Origin of the sequence: Cupriavidus sp. 2KB_3 (assembly GCF_052115685.1) — a bacterium.
Classification (GTDB): domain Bacteria; phylum Pseudomonadota; class Gammaproteobacteria; order Burkholderiales; family Burkholderiaceae; genus Cupriavidus; species Cupriavidus campinensis.
The window spans coordinates 135504-159005 of sequence record NZ_JBFRHD010000008.1 but is presented as its reverse complement, the minus strand read 5'-3'; the positions used below and the strand labels follow the sequence as shown (position 1 = coordinate 159005).

At 67.7% G+C, this 23502-nt stretch carries 18 protein-coding genes; 8 read left to right on the top strand and 10 right to left on the bottom strand.

The annotated features are described in order from the left end of the window. Positions 1 to 7 precede the first annotated feature (7 nt). From AB4120_RS10965 to AB4120_RS10950, 4 genes are all read right to left on the bottom strand, one after another. The gene (locus AB4120_RS10965; protein ID WP_092298073.1) at positions 8 to 220 is read right to left on the bottom strand and encodes a Trm112 family protein; all 213 of its coding nucleotides are present in this window, start codon (positions 218 to 220) and stop codon (positions 8 to 10) included. Continuing rightward, positions 201 to 1325: a tetraacyldisaccharide 4'-kinase gene (lpxK, locus tag AB4120_RS10960; protein WP_441642230.1), complete on the bottom strand. Its 1125-nt coding sequence runs from the start codon at positions 1323 to 1325 to the stop codon at positions 201 to 203. Before lpxK ends, AB4120_RS10965 begins: the two co-directional genes overlap by 20 nt. A 188-nt stretch (positions 1326 to 1513) precedes the next feature. Further along, on the bottom strand, positions 1514 to 1945 hold the full coding sequence (locus tag AB4120_RS10955) for an ExbD/TolR family protein (protein WP_144197328.1): 432 nt from the start codon (positions 1943 to 1945) through the stop codon (positions 1514 to 1516). A 16-nt stretch (positions 1946 to 1961) separates the two neighbouring features. Beyond that, positions 1962 to 2582: a MotA/TolQ/ExbB proton channel family protein gene (locus tag AB4120_RS10950; protein WP_144197329.1), complete on the bottom strand. Its 621-nt coding sequence runs from the start codon at positions 2580 to 2582 to the stop codon at positions 1962 to 1964. Between the two features lie 1075 nt (positions 2583 to 3657). On the opposite strand from AB4120_RS10950, the gene xseA reads away from it, so the two are divergent. The 3 genes from xseA to AB4120_RS10935 all read left to right on the top strand — a co-directional run bounded on the left by xseA (position 3658) and on the right by AB4120_RS10935 (position 6639). Continuing rightward, entirely contained in the window at positions 3658 to 5043 is a 1386-nt protein-coding gene (gene xseA / locus AB4120_RS10945; protein WP_262389477.1) for an exodeoxyribonuclease VII large subunit, read from the top strand. A gap of 157 nt (positions 5044 to 5200) precedes the next feature. Continuing rightward, positions 5201 to 5779, top strand: coding sequence for a superoxide dismutase (locus tag AB4120_RS10940; RefSeq protein WP_144197330.1), 579 nt, complete (start codon positions 5201 to 5203; stop codon positions 5777 to 5779). Between the two features lie 185 nt (positions 5780 to 5964). Further along, positions 5965 to 6639, top strand: coding sequence for a response regulator transcription factor (locus tag AB4120_RS10935; RefSeq protein WP_149136611.1), 675 nt, complete (start codon positions 5965 to 5967; stop codon positions 6637 to 6639). A gap of 29 nt (positions 6640 to 6668) precedes the next feature. Here AB4120_RS10935 and AB4120_RS10930 read toward each other — a convergent pair whose 3' ends face one another. Further along, positions 6669 to 7043, bottom strand: a complete 375-nt coding sequence (locus AB4120_RS10930) for a response regulator transcription factor (RefSeq protein WP_149136610.1) — start codon at positions 7041 to 7043, stop codon at positions 6669 to 6671. Between the two features lie 303 nt (positions 7044 to 7346). Here AB4120_RS10930 and AB4120_RS10925 point away from each other — a divergent pair, with 303 nt between their 5' ends. After that, the gene (locus AB4120_RS10925) at positions 7347 to 8369 is read left to right on the top strand and encodes a LysR family transcriptional regulator (protein ID WP_149136609.1); all 1023 of its coding nucleotides are present in this window, start codon (positions 7347 to 7349) and stop codon (positions 8367 to 8369) included. Between the two features lie 151 nt (positions 8370 to 8520). Then, entirely contained in the window at positions 8521 to 14031 is a 5511-nt protein-coding gene (locus AB4120_RS10920) for a trifunctional serine/threonine-protein kinase/ATP-binding protein/sensor histidine kinase (protein WP_441642229.1), read from the top strand. 85 nt (positions 14032 to 14116) lie between these two features. On the opposite strand, the gene AB4120_RS10915 is transcribed toward AB4120_RS10920, so the two are convergent. From AB4120_RS10915 to AB4120_RS10900, 4 genes are all read right to left on the bottom strand, one after another. Further along, positions 14117 to 16183 (bottom strand): di-heme oxidoreductase family protein, encoded by a 2067-nt coding sequence (locus AB4120_RS10915; protein WP_441642228.1) that lies wholly within the window; start codon positions 16181 to 16183, stop codon positions 14117 to 14119. Between the two features lie 471 nt (positions 16184 to 16654). Next, on the bottom strand, positions 16655 to 17329 hold the full coding sequence (locus AB4120_RS10910; protein WP_441642227.1) for a DsbA family oxidoreductase: 675 nt from the start codon (positions 17327 to 17329) through the stop codon (positions 16655 to 16657). Between the two features lie 101 nt (positions 17330 to 17430). Beyond that, positions 17431 to 17715 (bottom strand): hypothetical protein, encoded by a 285-nt coding sequence (locus tag AB4120_RS10905; RefSeq protein WP_149136607.1) that lies wholly within the window; start codon positions 17713 to 17715, stop codon positions 17431 to 17433. A 136-nt stretch (positions 17716 to 17851) separates the two neighbouring features. Then, on the bottom strand, positions 17852 to 18100 hold the full coding sequence (locus AB4120_RS10900; protein ID WP_149136606.1) for a hypothetical protein: 249 nt from the start codon (positions 18098 to 18100) through the stop codon (positions 17852 to 17854). A gap of 187 nt (positions 18101 to 18287) precedes the next feature. Here AB4120_RS10900 and AB4120_RS10895 point away from each other — a divergent pair, with 187 nt between their 5' ends. The 3 genes from AB4120_RS10895 (at position 18288) to AB4120_RS10885 (ending at position 22246) form a co-directional block, all read left to right on the top strand. Beyond that, positions 18288 to 19304: a transporter gene (locus tag AB4120_RS10895; RefSeq protein WP_149136605.1), complete on the top strand. Its 1017-nt coding sequence runs from the start codon at positions 18288 to 18290 to the stop codon at positions 19302 to 19304. Positions 19305 to 19392: 88 nt separating this feature from the next. Beyond that, positions 19393 to 20343, top strand: coding sequence for a polyphosphate kinase 2 (gene ppk2 / locus AB4120_RS10890; RefSeq protein WP_149136604.1), 951 nt, complete (start codon positions 19393 to 19395; stop codon positions 20341 to 20343). A 181-nt stretch (positions 20344 to 20524) separates the two neighbouring features. After that, positions 20525 to 22246 carry a M30 family zinc metallopeptidase gene (locus AB4120_RS10885; protein WP_149136603.1) on the top strand — a complete coding sequence of 574 codons (1722 nt, stop codon included), beginning with the start codon at positions 20525 to 20527 and terminating at the stop codon, positions 22244 to 22246. Between the two features lie 57 nt (positions 22247 to 22303). Here AB4120_RS10885 and AB4120_RS10880 read toward each other — a convergent pair whose 3' ends face one another. After that, positions 22304 to 23404, bottom strand: coding sequence for a helix-turn-helix transcriptional regulator (locus AB4120_RS10880; RefSeq protein ID WP_149136602.1), 1101 nt, complete (start codon positions 23402 to 23404; stop codon positions 22304 to 22306). Positions 23405 to 23502 lie beyond the last annotated feature (98 nt).

Sequence of the window (23502 nt, the reverse complement as noted above, 5' to 3'; positions counted from 1 at the left end):
GGAAAACTCAGTTGCCGGCGGCCGGGGCGGACGGCTCCACGGGCACCACGCGGCCCGGCACGGTCTGGCGCGCTTCATCGGCCAGCATGACCGGAATGCCGTCGCGGATGGGGTAGGCCAGCTTGTCCGCGTGGCAGATCAGTTCCTGCGCGGCGCGGTCGTATTCGAGCTTGGCCTTGCAGAGCGGGCAGACGAGGATTTCAAGCAGCCGGTTGTCCATCGTGGGATTCCTTGTCGAGCCCGGTCGTCGCCCCGTTTGCTGCGGGGGCGGCTTGCCCCACGGTGACGGGCGTGGCGAGAGCCGGGTTGCGCGCCTGCACGGCGCGGCGGATTTTGTCGATCAGGCCCGCGTCGATCACGGGCGTGGTGGGGACGACCCAGATGCGCGGGTCGTCGAAGCGGTCGCATTTTACGGCATCCTTTTCGGTAATCAGGATGACGTCGGCATCGAGCGCCGCCGGGTGGTCCGCGAAGGGGTCCTCGGCAAAGTCGTAGTGGTCCGGCAGCGGCAGCGTGGCGGGCTGGAGCCCGGCGCCGCGCAGGCTGGCGAAGAACCGTTCCGGATTGCCGATGCCGGCCGCGGCCAGCACGCGCCGCCCCGCGAAGGCGGAGAGCGGGCGCACCATCGTTGGGTCGCTCAGCTGCCAGGCATCGTCGAGTTCCAGGCGCATGCCGTAGACATCGGGTTTGTCCGGCGTGGCGCGGAAGTGCGGGTCGTTGATCAGCGTGGCGTCGCGCGGGCGGGTCAGCGGCTCGCGCAGCGGGCCGGCCGGCAGCAGCATGCCGTTGCCGCCCATGCGGGTGTCGAACATCACGATCTCGAAGTCGCGCTGGAGCTTGTAGTGCTGCAGGCCATCGTCGAGCAGCAGCACGTTCACGCCGGGGTGGGACACCAGCATGGTCTGCGCGCACAGCGCGCGGTCCGGATAGACCCAGACCGGTACGTCGGTCGCCCGCGCGATCAGCAGCGGTTCGTCGCCCACCTGGCTGGCCTGCGAGGTGGGTTTCACGCGGCGCGGATGCTTCAGCGACACGCCATAGCCGCGCGAGACCACGCCGGGCCGCAGCCCCGCCTCGGTCAGCGCGCGCGCCAGCGCAATCACGGCCGGCGTCTTGCCGGTGCCGCCCACGGTGACATTGCCCACCACGATCACCGGCATCGGCATCCGGGTGGATTGGAACCAGCCGTTGAGATAGCCGTGCCGGCGCACCCGGGCAATCAGGCCGAACAGCAGCGAGGCCGGCCACAGCAGCCACGCGAACCAGCCGCGGCGCTGCCACTGGGCGGTGACGAAGTCGGCTACGGCGTGTCGGGGAGCGGGCATGCGGGCGGCGGAGGCGACGATAGGGCGGACGGAATTCGGCGACGGCGCGCCGGCTGGCGCCCCATCGATCAGTATGCAGACATTATGGGCATTGCGCGGCGCACGCCGCAAGCCCGGTGCGGATGGTACACCAGGTACACCAGCGGCCCGGCGCCGCCGGCGTGGGCCGCTGGGGATGCAACCTCAGGTCAGCGCGGCTGGGTGCTCTGCGTGGCGAAGGTCAGGCGCGACAGACCGGCCACACGTGCGGCCTCCATCACATTGATGACGGCCTGATGGCTCGCCTGGGCATCGGCATTGACGATGACCACGGGCGGCGGGCCGTTGCCGATGGGACCGGCCGCGTTGCGCAGCTGGTCGGCCAGGCTCGTTACGTCCTTCTGTTCGAGCACCTGCTTGTTGACCGAGTAGACGCCACGGGCCGAGACCGACACGACGATCTCGCTCGGCCGTTGCTGGGCGCGCTCGGCGTCGGCGGTGGGCAGCTGGATCTGCAGCTCGGTGTAGCGCGAATAGGTGGTCGTGATCATCAGGAAGATCAGGATCACGAGCAGGACGTCGATGAGCGGGATCAGGTTGATCTCGGGCTCCTCGCGCCGCTGGCGGGAACGGAAATGCATGGCGGCTCCCCGCGGCTCAGGCCCGCCGCTGGGGCAGGATCGCGTCGAGGAACGTGGTGGCGCGGAATTCCAGTTCGGCCACGTAGTCGTCCACGCGGCGGCGGAAGTAGCGCCAGAAGATCAGCGCCGGAATGGCCACGATCAGGCCGAAAGCGGTGTTGTACAGCGCCACCGAGATGCCGTGTGCCAGTTGCTCGGGGTTGGCGCCGGTGCCGCCCTGGCTGCCGAAGATCTCGATCATGCCGATCACGGTGCCGAGCAGGCCCATCAGCGGGGCCACCGAGGCAATCGTGCCGAGCGCGTTCAGGTAGCGCTCCAGCTCGTGCGCCACGGCGCGGCCGGCTTCCTCGACCACATCCTTGGCGGCATCGCGCGAGGTATGCGGCTGCAGCACCACATGGCGCAGGCCGGCGGCCAGCACGCGGCCCAGCGGGGAATTCTTTTCGAGATTGTTCACCACCTCGGGCGTGGCCTTGCGCTGCTGGGCGGCCGACAGGGCCTCCTCGTACAGGCGGGCCGGCAGCACCTTGCTGCGCTTGAGGGTGAGGAAACGTTCGACGATCAGCGCGAGGGCAATGATCGAGGCGAGCAGCAGTGGCCAGATCGGCCAGCCGGCCGCTTGAATGATGGAAAACACGTGGACCCCCGAAATCTACAGAACCAACAGACCCGAAACGGACAGCGAGGTACCGGTGCGGTACCGCCAATGCGCGGCAGCCTTTGTTGCGCACCGATGGACCGGCGCGCCGCGGCAATGCTCGAAAAATGCAGGCGCCACTCTAACCCGCCCCTCGGCGCGCGGCAAGACACTCGCGCGCGTGCTGTCTCGGGCGCGCGTCGGCCTGCCCCGGGCGGCTTGCGCGGCTGTCTGTGCGGCTTTCCACACTGGCGCGGGACAGTGCTGTGGACGGGTTGTGGAAAGCTGCCTGAAAAGCGGGCTAAGTCCTTGATTGGAAAGGGGGTCCGGGGTGTTGCACAAAAAACAGGCAAACGCGGCAGGTGCGCGATGCACCCCGGCGGCGCGGGAGCGCGGATGCCGGCCCGGCGCCACTGTCCACAGCCGGGCGGGACAGGACTGTGGACCCGCTGTGGACAGCGTTCTGAGAAGCCGCCTAAGCCGTTGATCCATAACGGGGATCGGGGTCCTGCCTAAAAACCGGGCAAACGGGTGATTGGGGGGAGGAAGGTGGCCGAAGCGGCCCCTCGCACCGACCGCCCGGCGAAAGTCGACCGCTTTCCACATGGATGCGGGACAGTGCTGTGGATCGGCTGTGGATAAGCGCCGGACAAGCGGACTAAGTGATTGATCGATATAGTATTCCCTGCGATTGCTGAAAAATCAGGCAGTTTTGGTGCGCTGCGGCATCGCGGTGAGGGTGGGGCGACATCATTCCCGCCACCTGTTGCTGTAGCGCAAGCCGCGCGCAGCGGCAGAAGTTCTCCACAGGCAAAACGCTTGACAAATCGATTATCCAGAGCTTCTGTGGATAACTTTGTGAACAAGATGCGGCCGCTGGCCGTAAGTGGTTGACGCGTAAGGTTTTCTCTTACATTGCCTGTTTTTTGGTCCGACCCGATTCCTCATAAGAATCAAAGGCTTGTACGGATGGATGCGGCAATCCGAGCGATCGCCACGGCGCGGGGTGAACCACTTGACACAGCGGGTATGCTGTGGACATGTCCATTCCACGCCGCCTGTGCGGCCGTGCGCCATGCCCGACTTTGAGAACCTTCCGCGCAACCTCCCGCCCGCCATGCCCGCGCGAACCCGCGAGGTGATCCCGGTCAGTGAACTGAACCATGCGATTGCGGGCGTGCTCGAGCGCAGCTTTCCGCTGGCCTGGGTGCGGGGAGAAATCTCAAACTTCACGCGTGCGGCGAGCGGCCATTGGTATTTCTCGCTCAAGGACGCCCGCGCGCAGATCCGCTGTGTGATGTTCCGGGGGCGCAACCAGCACGTGGATTTCGCCCCGCGCGAAGGGGAGGCAGTGGAAGTGCGCGCGCTGGTATCGATGTACGAGGCGCGCGGCGAACTGCAACTGGGCGTGGAAGCGATGCGCCGCGCCGGCATGGGCAATCTTTACGAGGCTTTTCTGCGTCTCAAGGAAAAACTTGCCCAGGCCGGTCTGTTCGATACCGAACGCAAACGACCCATTCCGAGCCACGCGCGCACGATTGGCGTGGTGACCTCGCTCCAGGCCGCGGCCATGCGCGACGTGCTGACCACGCTCCAGCGCCGCGCGCCACATGTGCCGGTCATCGTCTATCCGGTGCCGGTGCAGGGTGCCGGCGCGGCGGAGAAGATCGCCGCCATGCTCGATCTCGCCAGCGCGCGGCGCGAATGCGACGTGCTGATCCTGTGCCGGGGCGGCGGCAGCATCGAGGATCTCTGGTCGTTCAACGAGGAAGTGGTGGCGCACGCGATTGCACGCAGTGCGGTGCCAGTGGTGTCCGGCGTGGGCCACGAGACCGATTTCACGATTGCCGACTTCGTGGCCGATGTGCGCGCTCCCACGCCCACGGGCGCGGCGGAACTGGTCAGCCCGGACCGCGCGCACCTGCTGCAGGCGGTGCGCCGCGCGCGCGATGCGCTGGCGCAATCCCTGGACCGGCAGATGGAACGCCGTGCGCAGCACCTGGAATGGCTGGCGCGGCGGCTGCGCAGCCCGCAGGCGCAGCTGCAGGAGCGGCGCGCCCGGGTCGACAATCTGGCCCGGCACTTGCGTGCAGCGCTGCGCGACACGGTCTCCGCGCAGCGCCATCGGCAGGACGTGCTGGCGATGCGCTGGCGCGCGTGCCGCCCTGACGTGGCGGCTGCGCAGGCCGATCTGGGCCGGCTGGCCGCGCGGCTGGAAGCCGCCGCCGTGCGCCGCCACGAGCGCGAGAGCCAGCGGCTGGGCCGTGTGGCCGGCGCGCTGGAGTTGCTGGCGCCGCAGCGCACGCTGGAGCGCGGCTACGCGGTGCTGCTGGACCAGCGCGGCCGGGCGCTGCGCTCGCCGGCCGAGTTGCGCGCGGGCAGCGTGGTGGAGGCGCATCTGGCCGACGGCGTGGCAGATCTCGAGATCGCCGGCGTGCAGGCCAAGCTGGCGGCATTTTGAGTCCTGCCGGGCCGGGATGGGACTGATTCTCAATCGACCCACCATTGTCTTCCGCGCAAACTAACATGAGTCCAGGGGGCATTCCGCCCGCGTTTGCGCGGGTCTGGCAAGTCACCTACAATCGGCAACTCCCCACCCCAAACCTAGAGACAGAACAATGGAACACAAGCTCCCCCCGCTCCCGTACGCGCATGATGCCCTGGCTCCGCACATCTCCAAGGAGACCCTGGAGTTCCATCATGACAAGCACCACCAGACCTACGTCACGAACCTGAACAACCTGATCAAGGGCACCGAGTTCGAGAACGACACGCTGGAAGCCATCGTGAAGAAGTCGTCGGGCGGCATCTTCAACAACGCTGCCCAGGTGTGGAACCACACGTTCTACTGGGAATCGATGAAGCCCAACGGCGGCGGCCAGCCGACCGGCGCGCTGGCAGATGCCATCAACGCCAAGTGGGGCTCGTTCGACAAGTTCAAGGAAGAGTTCACGAAGACCGCCGTGGGCACCTTCGGCTCCGGCTGGGCCTGGCTGGTGAAGAAGACCGACGGTTCGCTGGACCTGGTCTCCACCTCCAACGCCGCCACGCCGCTGACCACCGACGCCAAGCCGCTGCTGACCTGCGACGTGTGGGAACACGCCTACTACATCGACTACCGCAATGCCCGTCCGAAGTACGTGGAGGCATTTTGGAACGTGGTGAACTGGGACTTCGCGTCGCAGAACTTCGCCTGAATCCAGGTTCCGCAAGCGTGACAAATTCGTCACGAAGGCGGTAGGAAAAGGCCCCGGCACGGGGCCTTTTTTGCGTCTGCAACCTCCGCCCGGTGACGTCCGTGCGGCAACGCCTGCACATAGTAAATCTCCTACAATAGCGAGAAGAGCGAAGGTAATAGGCGGCAGTAATCCCAGGAGGCAAGATGAGTGCGTGGTCGCAATCGACGTTGGCCCAAAGCCCGCAGGACAGCAAGGAGCGCGTGGTCTACGTGGTCGATGACGACGAGGCGGTCCGGCTCGCCCTGAGCGGGTTGCTGCGCTCCACCGGCCTGCGCGTGGAGACCTTCGAATCGTCGCAGGAATTCCTGGCTTTTCCCAAGCATGACGCGCCGAGCTGCCTGATTCTCGATGTCCGGCTGCGCGGCGAAAGCGGTCTCGCCTTCCAGGAGCAGATCGCCAAGAGCGGCGTGCGCATGCCGATCGTGTTCATGACCGGTTATGGCGATATTGCGATGACGGTGAAGGCCATGAAGGCCGGCGCGGTCGATTTCTTCGCCAAGCCGTTCCGCGACCAGGACATGCTGGACGCGGTGGCCAACGCCCTGGCCCGTGACGGCGAGCGGCTGGCCGCCGAGCAGTCGGTGGCGGGCCTGCGCACGGCCTACGAATCGCTGACCCCGCGCGAGCGCGAGGTGCTGGTGTTCGTGGTGGCCGGCCTGATGAACAAGCAGATCGCCTATGAGATGGATCTCACGGAAGTCACCGTGAAGATCCACCGTGGCCGGGTCATGAAGAAGATGGGCGCGCGCTCGGTGGCCGATCTGGTCCGCAAGGCCGAGTCACTGGGCGTCCAGCCGCAGCCGCGCAAGCCGGCCTGAGCCGGCGCATCGCTCCAGAATTCGTCAATTTACGATGGCAGATCCAGCGCTACGCTGAGCCAGTGGGCGATGGCGTCCGGGTCCACCGGCTTGTCGAGCACGGCCAGCGCGCCGTTCTCGGCCGCGCGGGCCTTGAGGTCTGCCGTGGGGAAGGCGGTGATGAAGATGGTCGGCGGCGCATAGCCGAGCGACAGGATGCGTTCATGCATCGCCACGCCGGACATGCCGGGCATCATCACGTCGGAGATCAGGCAGGCGGTGACGGCGAGCAGGCCCGATTGCAGGAACTCCTCCGCCGAGGCGAACAGGCGGGTCTGCCTGCCGAACGAGCGCACCAGGCTCTCCGTCGCGAGGCGAACCGCCTCTTCATCGTCGACAATCGACACAATTTGATCAGAAGACAAAAGATCGACCTCGACCCTTGGGGATGGATATGGCACGCGGCAGGCGTGCACCCGCGCGTGAATGTGTTGACGTTTCCAGCGTAGCGCTCATGCCTGCGGCGGAGCATTATACAAACGTATTACGCCTTGCCCGGTGGCCTCGGGTAATACCCCAGTATGACGTTGCGCATCCTAGGTAGGACGTGCCGCTACCCGTCCGCAGAATAGTTTTACGCCCCTCCGGCACGTAACCTTGTGTCATGGCCGGTGCGAGTGCGCAGTGCACCCGCAGACAGCCGGCACGCTTGATAGGGGGGCCATCAAATGCATCAGACGGTGACATCTCAGTGTGGTTTTCGCGTGGGCACGGCCAATCGCGCCGACGCGCTGTCCAGTTGCTTCGCCACCAGCTACGCCGGCATCATCGCGTTCATGGCGGTGGCCACGGAGGGCAGCTTCGTCCGCGCCGGCGAGCGGCTGGGCATCGGCCGCTCGGCGGTGTCCCGGAGCGTGCAGAAACTGGAAGAGCAGCTAAGCACCCGCCTGTTCCTGCGCACCACGCGCACCACGAACCTGACCCGCGAGGGCGAGCGCTTCTTCGAGAACTGCAACCTTGGCGTGACCCAGATCGTCGGCGCCATGAACGACATGCTCGACCTGCGCAACGGCCCGCCGCGCGGCATGCTGCGTGTCTGCTCCACCGTGGGCTTCGGCCGCAAGGTGGTGGCGCCGCTGCTGCTCAAGTTCTCCGAGGCCTACCCCGAAATCTCGGTGGATCTGCTGCTCGATGACCGGCCCGCCAACTTCGCCGCCGACCAGGTCGACGTGGCGTTCCGCGACGGCTATATCGAGGACTCCAGCATCATCGCCAAGCAACTGATCCCGATGCAGATGGTGGTCTGCGCGGCGCCGGCCTATGTCCAGAAGCGCGGCCTGCCGGCCACGCTGGACGAACTCGGCCAGCACGACTGCATCAACCAGCGCTTTACCGGCGGGCGCGTGGCCGAGTGGGAATTCAAGGTGGACGGCCAGTTGCGCAAGGTACTGCCGACCGCCCGGCTGACCTTCAACGATGCCGACCTCGTGCTCCAGGCCGTGCGCGATGGCCGGGGCATCGCCCAGATGCCGGCGCACCAGGTGTCCGACTACCTCGCGCGCGGGGAACTGGTCATGGCCCTGCACCAGCATGTGCCGAGCGACCGGGGCCACTACATCAGCTACCTGTGCCGCCAGCACCTGCCCACCCGCATCCGGGTGTTCGTCGATTTCATGACCGAGCAGATCCGCGCGCTCGACCTGCTCCAGCTGGCCAGTAGCGACACCGCACCGGAGCGGCTGGCGGCTTGATTCCCGAGGTGATCGATCGGGCATCCCTCATCACGCCGGGCCCGGCTCTCCGCAGGCCTGCGCGTTCCGCTGTACCGGCCAGCGCACACCTCATGGCGTCCGGTTCACCTTGGTATATGCTGACGCAGATCCCTCATGTTTGTCGGCGCCAATGGGTAACAGACTGCACGTCCTGTGGGACGACGGCGAACGCGTGTTCTGTCGAGACAAGCTTCCAGGCGAGGGCGGCGGCCACGCGGTGCTGCTGGCACGCCCGGCGGCGGAACACCCTTTGCCCGCCACGCTGGACCGCCTCGCGCACGAGTTCGCGCTCCGGGACGAACTGGACGGCGCCTGGGCGCTGCGCCCGCTGGAGTTGTCGCGCGATGGCGGGCGGACGGTGCTGATGTTCGACGATCCGGGCGGCGCGCCGCTCTCGACGATGCTGGGCACGCCGATGGATGCCGGCACCTTCCTGCGCCACGCCACCGGCATTGCCCTGGCGCTCTGCAAGCTGCACCAGCGCGGCCTGGTCCACAAGGACCTCAAGCCCAGCCATATCCTCGTGAACTGCGCCGACGGCCAGGCCCGGCTGACCGGCTTCGGCCTCGCCTCGCGCCTGCCACGCGAGCGTCAGGCCCCGGAACCCCCCGAGACCATCGCCGGCACGCTGGCCTATATGGCGCCCGAGCAGACCGGGCGGATGAACCGGTCGATTGACTCGCGCAGCGACCTCTACGCCTTCGGCGTCACCCTCTACGAGATGCTGACCGGCGCGCTGCCCTTCACGGCGACGGACGCCATGGAGTGGGTGCACTGCCATATCGCGCGGATGCCGCCGTCGCCCCGCATGCGGGTGGAGACCGTGCCGGCCGCGCTGTCCCGCATCGTCATGAAGCTGCTGGCCAAGACCGCCGAGGAGCGCTACCAGACCGCCGCCGGGGTCGAGCACGACCTGCGGCGCTGCCTGGAGGAGTGGGAGCGCCAGCGCCGTATCGAGGACTTTCCGCTCGACGAGCACGGCACGCGCGACCGGCTGATGATCCCCGAGAAGCTGTACGGGCGCGAGCAGGAGGTCGACACCATGCTCTCGGCCTTCGCGCGCATCATCCGCACCAGCACGCCGGAACTGGTGCTGGTGTCCGGGTATTCGGGCATCGGCAAGTCCTCGGTGGTCAACGAACTGCACCGGGTGCTGGTGCCGCCGCGCGGGTTGTTCGCCTCCGGCAAGTTCGACCAGTACAAGCGCGATATCCCGTACTCGACGCTGGTGCAGGCGTTCCAGAGCCTGGTGCGCACGCTGCTCGGCAAGTCGGACACGGAGCTGGCGCGCTGGCGCGGTGCGCTGCTGGAGGCGCTGGAGCCCAACGCCCGGCTGGTGACGGACCTGATTCCCGAGCTGAAGCTGATCATCGGCGAGCCGGAGCCGGTGCCGGACCTGGAGCCGCAGCAGGCCCAGCAACGCTTCCTGCTGGTGTTCCGGCGCTTTATCGGCGTGTTTGCCCAGCCGGAGCACCCGCTGGCGCTGTTCCTCGATGACCTCCAGTGGCTGGACGCCGCCACGCTAGACCTGATCGAGGACGTGCTGGTCCGCGCCGACCTGCGCCACCTGATGCTGGTGGGCGCCTATCGGGACAACGAGGTCGATGCCACCCATCCGCTGACCGGCAAGCTGCTGGCCATCCGCAACGCCGGGGTCAGGATCGAGGACATCAAGCTGGCGCCGCTGAGCCGCGCCCACATCGAGCAGCTGTTTGCCGATTCGCTCCATTGCGAACGGGCGCGCATCGCGCCGCTGGCCCAGCTGGTGGAGGACAAGACTGCCGGCAACCCGTTCTTCGTGATCCAGTTCCTGCAGGCGCTGGTGGAGGAGGACCTGCTGGCCTTCGACCACGACGCGCGGCAGTGGACCTGGGACCCCGACCGCATCCACGCCAAGGGCTACACCGACAACGTGGTGGACCTGATGGTCGGCAAGCTGGCCCGCCTGCCGGCCGAGACCCAGCAGGCGTTGCAGCAGCTGGCCTGCCTCGGCAACGTAGCCGAGATGGCGACCCTGAGCACCGTGCTGGGCGTGCCGGAGGCGCAGGTCCACGCGGCGCTGTGGGAGGCCGTCCGCCAGGAGCTGGTCGAGCGGGCCGATGGCGCCTATGCCTTCGCGCATGACCGGGTCCATGAGGCGGCCTACCTGCGGATTCCGGAAGCCTCGCGCGCCGCCGCCCATCTGCGCGTGGGCCGGTTGCTCGCCGCGCAGACGCCGCCGGAGACGCTCGACGAGGCCATCTTCGAGATCGCCGGCCAGCTCAATCGCGGGGCGGCGCTGATGACCGAGCCGGACGAGCGCGAGCGGCTGGCGGCGCTGAACCTGATGGCCGGGCAGCGCGCCAAAGCCTCCACGGCCTACGCCTCGGCGCTGGCCTACCTGAGCACGGGGGCGGAGCTGCTGGGCGACGAAGGGTGGGCGCACCGCCACGCGCTGCGCTTTGCGCTGGAGCAGCACCGGGTGGAATGCGAGTTCCTGACCGGCCAGCTGGATATCGCGGACGCGCGCCTGGGCGCGCTGACCCCGCGCGCCACCACCACAGTCGAGAAGGGCCGGGTCGCCTGCCTCCAGATGGACATCTGCCTCGTGCTCGACCAGAGCGACCGCGCGGTGGCCGTGTGCCTGGACTACCTGCGGCATGTCGGCATCGAATGGACGCCTCACCCGGACGACAACGCCGTCCGGCGCGAATACGACGAGATCTGGACCCGCCTCGGCGACCGCCCCATCGAGGCATTGATCGACCTGCCGCTGATGGACGACGCGGCGTCCCTCGGCACCGTGGAGGCGCTGAGCAAGCTGTTCGCGCCCGCCCTGCAGACCGATGCCAACCTGGCTTGCCTGACCATCTGCAAGGCGGTCAGCCTCAGCATGGAGCGCGGTAATTGCGATGCGTCCTGCGTGCTCTACGCCAATGTCGGCCGGGTGGCCGGGCGGCGATTTGGCGACTATCAGGCCGGCTTCCGCTTTGGCCAGCTGGGCTGCGAACTGGTGGACCGGCGCGGCCTCACGCGCTTCGAGGCCAAGACCTACCTCTGTTTCTCGATCTTCGTCATGCGCTGGCTGCGGCCGGTGCGCGAGTGCCAGCCGCTGCTGCGCCGCGCGTTCGCGGCGGCGAACCGCATCGGCGACCTGCCGTACGGTGCCTACGCGGGCAACAGCCGCAACTCGGACATGATCTTTGCCGGCGAGCCGCTGGCCGAGGTGCAGATGGAGGCCGAGCGCGGGCTGGCCTACGCCGAAAAGGTGCGCTTCGGGCTGGTGATCGACTTTATCGCCACGCAGCTGGCGCTGGTGCGCATGCTGCGCGGCCTGACGCCGGTCTTCGGCAGGCTGGATGGCGAGCCATTCGAGGAGGCGCGCGTCGAACAGCATCTGGCGGCCAGCCCGGACCTCGCGCTGGCCGAGTGCTGGTACTGGACCCGCAAGCTCCAGGCGCGCTACCTGTGTGGTGATTACGTCACCGCCATGGCCGCCGCCGCGCGGGCGCAGGCGCTGCTCTGGACTTCGTCCTCGTTTTTCGAGGAGGCGGAGTATCACTTCTACGCCGCGCTGGCCCAGGCCACCGCCTGTGACAGCGCCCCGGCGGACGAGCGCCAGCCCCATCTGGACGCGCTGGCCGCGCATCACCGGCAACTCGCGCACTGGGCCGAGCACTGCCCGGAGAACTTCGCGGACCGCGCCACGCTGGTCGGCGCCGAGATCGCCCGTGTGGAAGGCCGTCTGGTGGATGCCGAGCATGGCTACGAGCAGGCCATCGACGCGGCGCAGGCGAGCGGCTTCGTCCACATCGAGGCGCTGGCCAACGAACTGGCGTCGCGCTTCTACACGGCGCGCGGGCTGGGGAAAATCGCCCGCATCTACCTGCAGGATGCGCGCTACGCTTACCTGCGCTGGGGCGCCGATGGCAAGGTGCGGCATCTGGAGGCCCAGTATCCGTACCTGCGCAATGAAGACCCTGCGCCGGGCCCGACCACCACCATCGCCACGCCGGTGGAGCACCTCGACCTGGCGACCGTGCTCAAGGTGTCTCAGGCCGCCTCGGGCGACATCGTGCTGGAAAACCTGATCGACATGATCATGCGCACGGCCATCGAGCAGGCCGGCGCCGAACGCGGCTTGCTGGTGCTGTCCGGCGCGGGCGAGTACCGGGTGGCGGCGGAAGCCACCATTGGCACGGATGCCACTCAGCTTCAGTTGCGCGACGTGCCGGCCAGCGCAGAGCTGCTGCCGGAGTCACTGCTGTTCCATGCGCTGCGCACCCGGGAGAGCGTGGTGCTGGACGATGCGGCGGCCGATTCGCCGTTCGCCACCGACCCTTATGTGCGCCAGCATCGCGCCCGCTCGATCCTGTGCCTGCCGCTGATGAATCAGGCGCGGCTGACCGGTGCGCTCTATCTGGAGAACAATCTCACGGCGCGCGCGTTCAGTCCGGCGCGGATCGCGGTGCTGAAGCTGGTGGCCTCGCAGGCCGCCATCTCGCTCGAAAACGCGCGGCTGTACCGCGATGTGGCCGAGCGGGAGGCGAAGATCCGGCGGCTGGTGGAGGCCAATATCATCGGCATCATTGTCTGGAACGTGGCCGGCGACGTGCTGGAAGCCAACGACGCCTTCCTGCGCATGGTGGGCTACGAACGCGAGGATCTGGTCTCCGGCCGGGTGCGCTGGCGCGACCTGACCCCGCCGGAGATGCGCGCGGACAGCGAGCACGCGCTGGCCCAGAGCGAGCAGTCCGGGCACGCCGCGCCGTTCGAGAAGGAATACATCCGCAAGAATGGCACGCGGGTGCCGGTCATCGTCGGCCTGGCGTCGTTCGGCGCCGGTCGGCAGGAGGGCGTGGCCTTCGTGCTTGACCTGACCGAGCGCAAGCAGGCCGAGGAGCGCGTGCGCGAGGGCGAGCGGCGCTACCGCGAGGTGCAGACCGAGCTGGCGCACGCCAACCGGGTGGCGACCATGGGACAACTGGCGGCGTCGATCGCGCACGAGGTCAATCAGCCGATTGCGGCGACGGTGACCAACGCCCAGGCCGCACTGCGCTGGCTGGGCGCCCGGCCGCCCAATGTCGACGAGGTGGGGGAGGCGCTGACCCGCATCGTCAAGGACGCCAACCGGGCGGGCGATGTGCTGGGGCGCATCCGCCAGCTGATCAAGAAGTCGCCGCCCCGCAAGGCGCCGGTGGACATGAACGCCGCGATCCGCGAGGTGGTGGAACTGACCCGTGGCGAAGCCGCCAAGGGCCTTGCCACGGTGGAGACGGAGCTGGCGGATGGCCTGCCGCACATCGAGGGAGATCGTGTCGAACTGCAACAGGTGCTGCTCAACCTGATCATCAACGCGCTGGAGGCGATGGGGGGCGTCAGCGATGGCGGCCGGCATCTGGTGATCCGCACCGCGTCCGCCGAGGACGGCTGCGTGAGCGTGACCGTGTGCGACTCGGGGCCGGGCTTCGGCGCCGACAGCGCCGACAGTGCCGAGCGCGTGTTCGCCCCGTTCTACACCACCAAGGACACCGGGCTGGGGATGGGGCTGTCGATTTGCCGCTCGATCATCGACGGGCACGGCGGCCGGCTCTGGGCCAGCCCCAACACCCCGCGCGGGGCGGTGGTGCAGTTCACGGTGCCCGCGCGGCAGACGGCCTAGCCAGGGCGGGCCGGGGGAAAAGCAAAAACCGGGGCACGTGGCCCCGGTTTTTTTCAACGGCTGTTACCGCAACACTTCATCGACATCACAGCGACTGCAGGAACGCGACCACCGCGTCGCGGTCTGCCTTGGGCAGCGCCTCGAACTGGGTGCGGCTGCTGTCCGCCTCACCGCCGTGCCAGAGGATGGCTTCCAGCATCGAGCGCGCGCGGCCGTCGTGCAGCAGGCGCACGTTCTGGTCGCCGCCCTGCACGAAGCGCAGCGAGCCGACGCCCCACAGCGGCGCGGTACGCCACAGGTTCGGCGCGGCGTTGGCTTCGCGCAGCGAGTCGGCCAGGTTCGGGCCCATGTCGTGCAGCAGCAGGTCCGAGTACGGGTGGATGGTCTGGTTGCGCAGCTCGGCAAACGGGTGCGTATTGCCAGTCTTCATCGTCGCCGTGTGGCAGGCCACGCAGCGTACCTGGTTGAACAGGGCGGCGCCGCGTGCGATCAGGGGCGGGTCCACGTCATGCTCGGGCGACACGCGGATGCCGTCCGGGAAGCCGCTGCGCAGGCTGCGCTGGGCCGGCACGCCGATGAGCGACAGGTAGTGCGTGAGCCGTTGCAGTTCGCCCTCCGTCACCGAGGTTGCCGAGGCGCTCCGGCAGTCCGGCGCGCCGCGCTGGCAGCCGCGCGTCGGGAACGTCGGCGAGGTCACGCCCATGTCCTTGATCAGCGCATCGCCCACCTGATGGCGCAGGCTGGCCTTCGACGCCTTCCAGCCAAAGCGGCCCAGGTGCGTCTTGCCGGTTTCCGGATCGACGATCCAGTTCGGGATGCCGCGCACGCCGTCGCCGTTGGCGTCGTTCGGGTCGGCCTGGGCCAGGATGGTGGTCTCGGCCAGGGCCTCGATCAGGCCCATGCCGATCACCTGCGGCGCCTGGCGCGCGGAGAACTGCGCGGGCGTGGGGCCCTTGAAGGCGAACACCGGCTTCACCAGTTCCACGCGCTCGCCGTCAGGCAGCGTGCGCACGGTCTTGTCGAGCGCCTGGAGCGTGACGTCGAACGGCGTCGCCGTCGGGTCCTGGGCGTGCTGCTGCACGTTGTAGCCGTAGGTCGGATCCGCCTTGCCGTCGGCGCCGTTGGTCAGCATCGACATGGTGTCGAGCTTCGCCCCGATGCCGGCGGCCACGCTGCGGCCATTGTTCGTATGGCACTCGATACAGCGCGGCTGGTTGTAGCGCGGCCCAAGCTGCCCGATGTGGGCCGTGAAGACCGGGTTGTCGGCGTCGTGCTCCGAGTGCTTGCCGTCCAGGAACGAGGTGTGGAACAGCCGGCGGCCTTCCACGAAACGCTGCGTGTTGACGATGCCGATGTTGTTCGCCATCTGCTGGAACACGCGCATCGGCTCCTCGGAGTAGTTGTACGAGATGCTGGCCTGGCCGCCGAGCAGCGTCTCTTCGGGCAGCGGCTCCGAGTCGAGGTTCGGGGCGATGCCGTACCACGGCCGCATGCCCACGCCCACCACGTAGAGCTGCTCGAACGAGTAGTAGCGGCTGCCGCCGCCGTCCACCACCGGGTCGCGCTTGAGGCGCGGCGCCGGGGCCAGCTCGACCTTGTCGCCGATCTTGAGCGGGCTGTGGGGGTCGGTACGCCAGTTCGAGTCGAAGGACATCATGCAGTCCTCCTTCGGCTGGCCCTCGCTACAAATGGGCAGGCCGCCCATCTTCGGGTTGTTGAAGCCGTAGTTCAGGGACCAGCCGTAGTCGCGCACGGTGGTATCCAGGATGTTGCGGAACAGGCTGAACGTGGTGCCGTCGAAGATGCCCTGGTTCACGCGCAGGTACACGTCCACGCGCGAGATGCCGGCCGGCACGTGATCGTGGATCTCGAGGCCGAAGGTGCGGTTCTGGAAGTAGAACGTCGGGAAGGTCAGGTAGCGGCCCGGGCCTGCGTCGGGGGCGTCCCACGCCTCGCCGCGTTCGCGCGCGTGGCGCTCGGTCGGGCGCGAGCCCATCATCGTGACCAGCGTGCCGTCGGGCTCGCGGTACTGGATCTGCTCGTTCATCGGCGTGTCTGCCGAGAACAGCGGCGTGTAGCCCAGGGTATCGCCGGCCGGCGTGCCCGAGGGCGCGCCGTCACCGCCGCCGCCGCCACAGGCGGCCAGCAGCATGGCGGCGGAAAGGCAGACGGACAGGGCGGATAGACGCGATAGGCGCGACAGGCGCGATTGGCGCGATAGATGCGATAGATGCGATAGATGCGATAGGCGAGACGCGGCGCGATGCCCGTCGCGCCCCGGCTGAGGGCGTGGTGTAAGGACCTGCATGGTGTTGACCCCTTCGTTTTTGTTGAACATCTTCCCGTTACTGCCGGCGGTCACTCTTCGGTGCCGCTCGTGTTTATCGCCGGAACGATGACAAGTACATGACAAACGTCATGTATTGACATGGGCCGGCGCCCTGGTCGCATCGTCGATGCGCAGGGCTGCCCCTACTTAATGGGGGTGAAAGTTAGCAAATGTGAACGGGAAAGTGTGAGCGACGTAGAGGGGTGTCGCGTTGGCGTCACACCGCCAACGCGATAAGCGTGTACTCAAAAGAGTCAATGCGAGTCCACGCGAGACCAATGAGGGGCAGGGCGATCAGCCGGAGGCCGCTTCGCCGCCGCGCTCGGCCAGGATCTGGCGGATGGCCTGCTCGAACGCCTCGGGCGCCTGGCCGCCGGTGACGAGGTAGCGGTTGTCGAAAATGATCGACGGCACGGACTGGATGCCCATGGCCTGGGACTGCTGCTCCTCGGCGCGGACTTCCTCGGCAAAGTCGTCGCTATTCAGCACGGCGCGCGCCGCGGCGGCGTCGAGCCCGGCCGACTGGGCAGCTTCCACCAGCACGGCGTGGCGGCTCGGGTCCTTGCCTTCGCCGTGATAGGCGCGCAGCAGCGCCTCCTTCAGCGCCAGTTGCCTGGCCGGCGCCTGCTGGCCGGCCCACTGGAGCAGGCGATGAGCGTCGAAGGTGTTGTAGATCCACTCGCGCGGGCCGAAGGTGAAGCCCACCTCGGCGCCGCGCGTGCGGATCATCGCCTGGGTCTCGGCGATCTGCGCCGGCGTGCGGCCGTACTTCTTGCTGATGTAGCCGACGATGTCCTCGCCCTCTGGCCCCATCTGCGGGTTCAGTTCGAACGGGTGGACGACGATCTCGGCGTCCACGGCGTCGCCCAGGCGGGAGAGCGCGAGCTGGAGCGAGGACAGGCCGATCGCGCACCAGGGGCAGGCGATGTCGGAAACGAAGTCGATGCGGAGGGGTTGGGCTTGGGTCATGGCAATCCTGTGCGGCGCGCGAAAGAGGCGATGGCCGACAGGGTAGCCCGATTCGCCGCCCCTTGCAGGAGGCGGGTATTCAGTCGCGGAGGGGGGCGGGGCTACAGCCCCGAGATCGACTGCCCGGGCACGTGCCCGTCGATGATTTCGGTGCCGGCCTGTACCGCCGCGCGGCGTGCGCCGCCCAGGCTGTCCCACTGGCGGGCCAGCATCGGAAAGACCCGCACCAGGTCCGATACCGGATCGGTCCCTTCGCGGCAGATCACCACGGAGGCACTGTAAGTGCGGTCCGGGCGGCGTTCGTACCATTCGTGCGTCGCGGCATGTGTGTAGACCAGCGGGTAGATGTCGTACCCTTTGTAGCTGGCGCTCGGTGAAGTGTCCATGGCCGCCTCCGGGAAAGTGGATGGGCCAACTGTACGCGCAATTCCGCACCAAAACGGGCGCGGCCCGGGTTTATTTCGCATGGCTTTCCGAAAGATGCCCCGGGCGCGCTTTATGGCTGCCAAGCCGCGTCACGCCTCACCCGCGCGGCGATTCCTCGGCGATGTTGAACTGCTCCTGCAGCGCGCGGATCTTCGACGCCAGCGCCTCGAGGCAGGCCGCGCCGCTCTCGCCCTCCATCTTCGAGACGCTCCAGTTGCAGCCGTCGCCATCCGGCGCGTGCCAGCAGACATCGCCGAAGCAGCATCCCTTGCACGCCGGCAGCTTCTCCTGCTCGGCACGGATCATCGCGCGGACTTCGGCCTTGTTCTTGATCTGTCTCGACATGTCCCCTCCTGGTGGGCGTCGGGCGCCCGGTGTTGTGGTGATGCGTTAGTTATAGTGCATGCGGCGCATTCGCAATTGCGCCGGATGGGGGGTCTGTCGCCGTCTGTCACCGACGTATCACGCGGGTGTGCTAGCGTCGCGCGCTGGCGCACATGGTGTCGATCGTCGACGAAGGGACAGGGGGTTTATGCAATCCGGCATTGTCGAATCCGGCTATGGTTCCGATCCGGTGGGGCTCGTCAGCGGGTTCCTGTTCGAGCCGGGGCAGCCGCCGCGCGAGATTCCGTCCGCGGAGGCGGTGGCCTGGCTGCAGCGCCAGGATGCGCCGGGGCCGTTCCTGTGGCTGCATTTCAACCTGTCGCACAGCGCCTGCGAGCGCTGGATGAAGACCCACCTGGGCCTGCCCGACGATTTCTTCGAGGCGCTGCGGCAGGGCTCGCACTCCACGCGCATCGAGCGCCAGGAAGACGCGCTGCTGGCCGTGGTCAACGACGTGATCTACAACTTCGGGGTGACCTCGACGGACATCTCCACCCTCTGGGCCAACGCCGATCACCGCCTGCTGGTGACCGCCCGCATGCGCCCGCTGCGCTCGGTGGACAAGCTGCGCGCCGCCGTGCGCCGTGGCGAGGATTTCCGCTCCCCGCTGGATCTCGTCGTGCATCTGCTGCGCGATCAGGCCGACGTGCTGGTACAGATCGTGCGTGAAACCGGGGTCAGCGTGGATCAGATCGAAGACCGCCTGCTGGCCCAGCGGCTGCAGGGCAACCGGGCCGACCTGGGCGCCATGCGGCGCGGCCTGGTGCGGCTGCAGCGCCTGCTGGCGCCCGAGCCCGGCGCGCTGTTCCGCCTGCTGAACCGTCCGCCGGCCTGGCTGCGCGAGTCCGACCTGCAGGCGCTGCGCGAATCCACCGAGGAATTCTCGCTCGTGCTTGATGATCTGGCCGCATTGGTGGAGCGGATCAAGCTGCTGCAGGAAGAAATCGCCGCCAAGCTAAACGAGCAGACCAACCGCACGCTGTTCACGCTGACGCTGGTGACTGTGCTGGCGCTGCCGATCAATATCGTCGCCGGCTTTTTTGGCATGAACGTGGGCGGCATTCCGCTGGCCGACCATCCGCATGGTTTCTGGGTGCTGGTGGCGGTAGTGGGCAGCTTCTCGGTGCTGGCCGGGCGGTGGGCGTTTCGCAAGCAGGCGGAGTGACCCGCACCACGCAAATTCATGCAATTGCCATCGGTCAGGCGTACGATATTTCCCGATAGCCGATGCAGGGACGAGACGGAGGAATGCCATGGATTACAACGACGAAGCGCTGATCCGGCGCATCCACCGCGAGGTGGCGGACTACTACGACGAGGAACTGGAGCTGGAGCTCGAAGACCGGGATCCCGCGGTGATCCAGAGCCTGCTGGCGCGCGAATCGGGTGGCCCCGGCGATAACACCGGCGTGACCGACAGCGAGGCCGAGCGCGCTGAACGTCACATGTATTTCCGCGAACTGTTCCGCCTGCAGGGCGAACTGGTGAAGCTCCAGAGCTGGGTGGTGGCCACCGGCCACAAGGTGGTGATCCTGTTCGAGGGGCGCGACGCCGCCGGCAAGGGCGGAGTGATCAAGCGCATCACGCAGCGGCTGAACCCGCGCGTGTGCCGGGTGGCCGCGCTGCCGGCGCCCAACGACCGCGAGCGCACGCAGTGGTACTTCCAGCGCTATGTGTCGCACCTGCCGGCCGCGGGCGAGATGGTGCTGTTCGACCGCAGCTGGTACAACCGCGCCGGGGTGGAGCGCGTGATGGGTTTCTGTACTGACGACCAGTACGAGGAGTTCTTCCGCTCGGTGCCGGAGTTCGAACGCATGCTGGTGCGCTCGGGCATTCAGGTCATCAAGTACTGGTTCTCGATCTCGGACGATGAGCAGCACCTGCGCTTCCTGAGCCGCATCCACGATCCGCTCAAGCAGTGGAAGCTGAGCCCGATGGACCTGGAGTCCCGCCGCCGCTGGGAGGACTACACCCGGGCGAAGGAGATCATGCTCGAGCGCACCCATATTCCCGAGGCACCGTGGTGGATCGTGCAGGCCGTGGACAAGAAGCGCGCGCGGCTGAACTGCATCCGCCACCTGCTGGGGCAGATGCAGTACGTGGAGCCGGCGCAGCCGGTCATCGTGCTGCCCGAGCGCGAGCGCCACGCCGACTACACGCGCCAGCCGGTGCCGGACGCGATGATCGTGCCGGAAGTCTACTGACCGGGCTGGCAGGATCGGCACCCCCGATCCGCCGATCCGCCAGATCTGACGTCAAAGCGGTAAAAACGACAGAACGCGACAAATCCTGACAAATCCCTAAAGCACGGGCGACACCCGCCGTTAAGACAGGACGCACCCCGGCACCCTGCCGGGGGCTCACCTTTTTCTCGGGAGTGTCCTGATGCGTCGCCTCGCAGTGCGTGGTTCTGATCTGTCCCTGTTTTCGCGCGGGCTGCCCGCGCTGACCGTCCTGGCGGCGCTTGCGCTGACCGCCTGCGGCGGCGGCGGCGACAATGCCGCCACCACCACCACGACGCAGCAGGCCGGCGACACCAACACGCCCGTGACCCCGGCGCAGCCGGTGCTGGTGACCGGCCTCGACCAGGCGTGCAGCGGCACTCAATGCAGCGCCGCCACCAGCGCTGCCTTCTCGGGCGCGGGCACCGGCGTCTGGGGCCACACCGCCGGCAGCGCGTCGGAGGATGTGCAGTTTTCGATCTCGGGCCTGGCCGGCACCTCGATCTCCCTGCTGCTGACCAACCTGAACAACACCCTGGCGCTGCTGCCCAGCGGGCTCTCCGCCAGCATGCTCGACGCCACCACGGTGACCCGTCTGTCGCCGCAGGCGCTGAGCGCCGACGCCGAGGCGGAAGCCCGCCGCCGCGAGATCGCCGAATTCAACCGCACCGGCTGGGCCGAGAAGGTGGCCGCCGCGCAACCGCTGCGCCAGACCCTGGGCGTGCCGGCGCCGCGGGCCGTCGCGATCCCGGGCGTGGGGGCGACCAAGTCCTGGTACCACACGGACGGTTCCACGCGCCCCGCCACGCTGCGCAAGCAGATGACCGCCACCGACGGCACCATCGTCAATGTCTGGGTGGAAGACTCCCAGTACAACATCGTCAACGGTATCGACTCGACCATCGTCGACGACCTGGGTGCCGCCTTCGCCGGCACGGGCAAGATCTATGACCTGCTGACCGGCATCGGCGGCGCGGTCTGGGGCGCGAACGCCCATCCGGACACCGTGCTGCCCGCCGGCCAGCCGATCGACATCGTCATCCTGAACTTCGACGGCAACGGCGCCCCGGGCGGCACCGTGGGCTACTTCTGGGGCCTGCACAACCTGCTGAAGACCGCCGATTCGCGCAGCAACGAGTCGATTTCGCTGTATCTGGACAGCGAGACGCTGGCCCTGGGCGGCGCCACCGGCATGAAGGCGATGAAGATGACCATGGCGCACGAAGGGACGCACATGCAGAACTTCTACCGCCGCGCCGTGAAGATGGGCACCGCCTACGCCTACGACGACTGGCTCGAGGAAATGACGGCGATGCAGATGGAGGACTTCCTCAGCTTCAGCATCGACCCGACCTACAACGCGATCCGCGATGTGCGCTTCCCGGACTTCTACCGCTACAGCGGCTTCAACTGCCCGCTGCTGACCTTCACGGGCGGCGGCACGTGCGAGAGCTACTCGGTGTCCGGCAGCTTCGGCGGCTTCCTGGACCGCCAGCTCGGCCTGCCCTTCTATAAGGACCTGCTGACGCGCCAGGTGGTGGGCTCGAAGACGGTGCTCGACCAGGCGATCCAGGCCACCCAGCCGGGCCTGACGTTCAACCTGGCGCTGACGCGCTGGGCGGCGACCAACGGCAGCGGCATGCCGGCCGCCAAGGCGCCGACTGGCTACGGCTATCCGCGATGGACCGACGGCACCTTCGAGCTGCCGGAGATCGACCCGGCCTCCACCGCCAATGCCGCGCTGCGCAAGCTGCCGGCGTCGGTGCCGAGCTTCCTGCAGGGCCTCGGCACGCTGCCGCTGAAGCGCACGGCCACCACGGATGGCGTGTACAGCGACAAGGTGCGCCTGCCGGCCGGCGTGACGCTGTCCGTCGTCGCCTACTGACCGGACCGGCCCGGTTCGGCCCGGGCCGACCTCTCCCGGCATCCTGCTTTCTGTTACTTATAGCGGGATGCCCGGGAACGCCTCTTCGAAGGTCAGCACGGTTCCCGTCAGCGCGCCGTCGTAACCCGGCAGCGCGTTGACGCGCTCGCGGTAGGCCGCGCTGCGCATGGCCGACACCGCGCCGGACAGCGCCGGACTGTGCAGCGCCGTCTTCTCGATCGCAAAGAAATAGCGCTCCTTGAGCACGGGCACGAATTCGAGCCCGAAGCGGCGCGCCGCCGTCTCCACGCCGAAGCCCACATCGGCCATGCCGCTGCCGATATAGGCCGCCACCGCCGCGTGCGTGAATTCCCCGTTGCTGAAGCCCTCGATCCGGTTCGGGTCGATGCCGCGCCGCGCCAGCATCAATTCCAGCAGCAGCCGCGTGCCCGAGCCCACCTGCCGGTTCACGAAGCGCACATCGGGCCGGACCAGGTCTTCCAGTGTTCCCACCCCGAGCGGGTTGCCGGGCCGTACGAAGAGACCCTGGGAGCGCACGGCGAGGTGGATCAGGCAATGCGTCTCGGGCCGCAGCCAGGCGGCGAAGCGGTGCAGGGTGTCTTGTTCGAGTGCGCCGATCGGCACATGAAAGCCGGCCACGTCGCACGCGCCCTCGGCCAGGGCCGCCGCGGCTTCCAGGCTGCCGCAGTACTTCAGGTCGTGCCGCACCTTCTGTTCGTCGAGATAGTCGCGCAGCGCCGCCACCGCGAAACCGTGGCTGGCGTAGAGCCGCACGGCCGGGTCGGTCGCATCCATCAGCTTCTTCAGTTCGATTTCCAGCTCCGACGCCAGGCTGTCCAGCGTGGGCGAGAGCCGCGCCGCGATGCGCTTGCTGGCCCACACCAGTTGCTGGGCCATCGGCGTGAGGGTGGATCCCCGTCCACGTGTCTTGGCGATCAGGGCGCCGCCGAACAGCGTTTCGGCGTCGCGCAGGATGCCCCAGGCGTAGCGGTAAGACAACGACACGGCCTCGGCCGACTGGGCGATGTTGCCGGTGGCCTCGATATGGCCAAGCAGGGCCACCAGCCGTGACACATCAAGGCTGGGCGCGGCCCGCGCGGCATCGGGAGTGGCGTCGTCGCGGATCTGGAGATGGGGCTCGATCGAGATACGTAGCATATGCGGAAAATAGCATATTGAACGCCAGAAATCACGGGCATATAGTCGCGAAAAGGCCCAAAGAGCCAGCTGCGAAACCCCGGAATATGAAATAAATA

Coding starts and splice junctions, on each gene's coding strand:
- AB4120_RS10965 (WP_092298073.1), bottom strand. CDS start 220: ATGGACAACCGGCTGCTTGAAATCCTCGTCTGCCCGCTCTGCAAGGCC.
- lpxK (WP_441642230.1), bottom strand. CDS start 1,325: ATGCCCGCTCCCCGACACGCCGTAGCCGACTTCGTCACCGCCCAGTGG.
- AB4120_RS10955 (WP_144197328.1), bottom strand. CDS start 1,945: ATGCATTTCCGTTCCCGCCAGCGGCGCGAGGAGCCCGAGATCAACCTG.
- xseA (WP_262389477.1), top strand. CDS start 3,658: ATGCCCGACTTTGAGAACCTTCCGCGCAACCTCCCGCCCGCCATGCCC.
- AB4120_RS10940 (WP_144197330.1), top strand. CDS start 5,201: ATGGAACACAAGCTCCCCCCGCTCCCGTACGCGCATGATGCCCTGGCT.
- AB4120_RS10935 (WP_149136611.1), top strand. CDS start 5,965: ATGAGTGCGTGGTCGCAATCGACGTTGGCCCAAAGCCCGCAGGACAGC.
- AB4120_RS10925 (WP_149136609.1), top strand. CDS start 7,347: ATGCATCAGACGGTGACATCTCAGTGTGGTTTTCGCGTGGGCACGGCC.
- AB4120_RS10920 (WP_441642229.1), top strand. CDS start 8,521: ATGGGTAACAGACTGCACGTCCTGTGGGACGACGGCGAACGCGTGTTC.
- AB4120_RS10915 (WP_441642228.1), bottom strand. CDS start 16,183: ATGCTGCTGGCCGCCTGTGGCGGCGGCGGCGGTGACGGCGCGCCCTCG.
- AB4120_RS10910 (WP_441642227.1), bottom strand. CDS start 17,329: ATGACCCAAGCCCAACCCCTCCGCATCGACTTCGTTTCCGACATCGCC.
- AB4120_RS10905 (WP_149136607.1), bottom strand. CDS start 17,715: ATGGACACTTCACCGAGCGCCAGCTACAAAGGGTACGACATCTACCCG.
- AB4120_RS10900 (WP_149136606.1), bottom strand. CDS start 18,100: ATGTCGAGACAGATCAAGAACAAGGCCGAAGTCCGCGCGATGATCCGT.
- AB4120_RS10895 (WP_149136605.1), top strand. CDS start 18,288: ATGCAATCCGGCATTGTCGAATCCGGCTATGGTTCCGATCCGGTGGGG.
- ppk2 (WP_149136604.1), top strand. CDS start 19,393: ATGGATTACAACGACGAAGCGCTGATCCGGCGCATCCACCGCGAGGTG.
- AB4120_RS10885 (WP_149136603.1), top strand. CDS start 20,525: ATGCGTCGCCTCGCAGTGCGTGGTTCTGATCTGTCCCTGTTTTCGCGC.
- AB4120_RS10880 (WP_149136602.1), bottom strand. CDS start 23,404: ATGCTACGTATCTCGATCGAGCCCCATCTCCAGATCCGCGACGACGCC.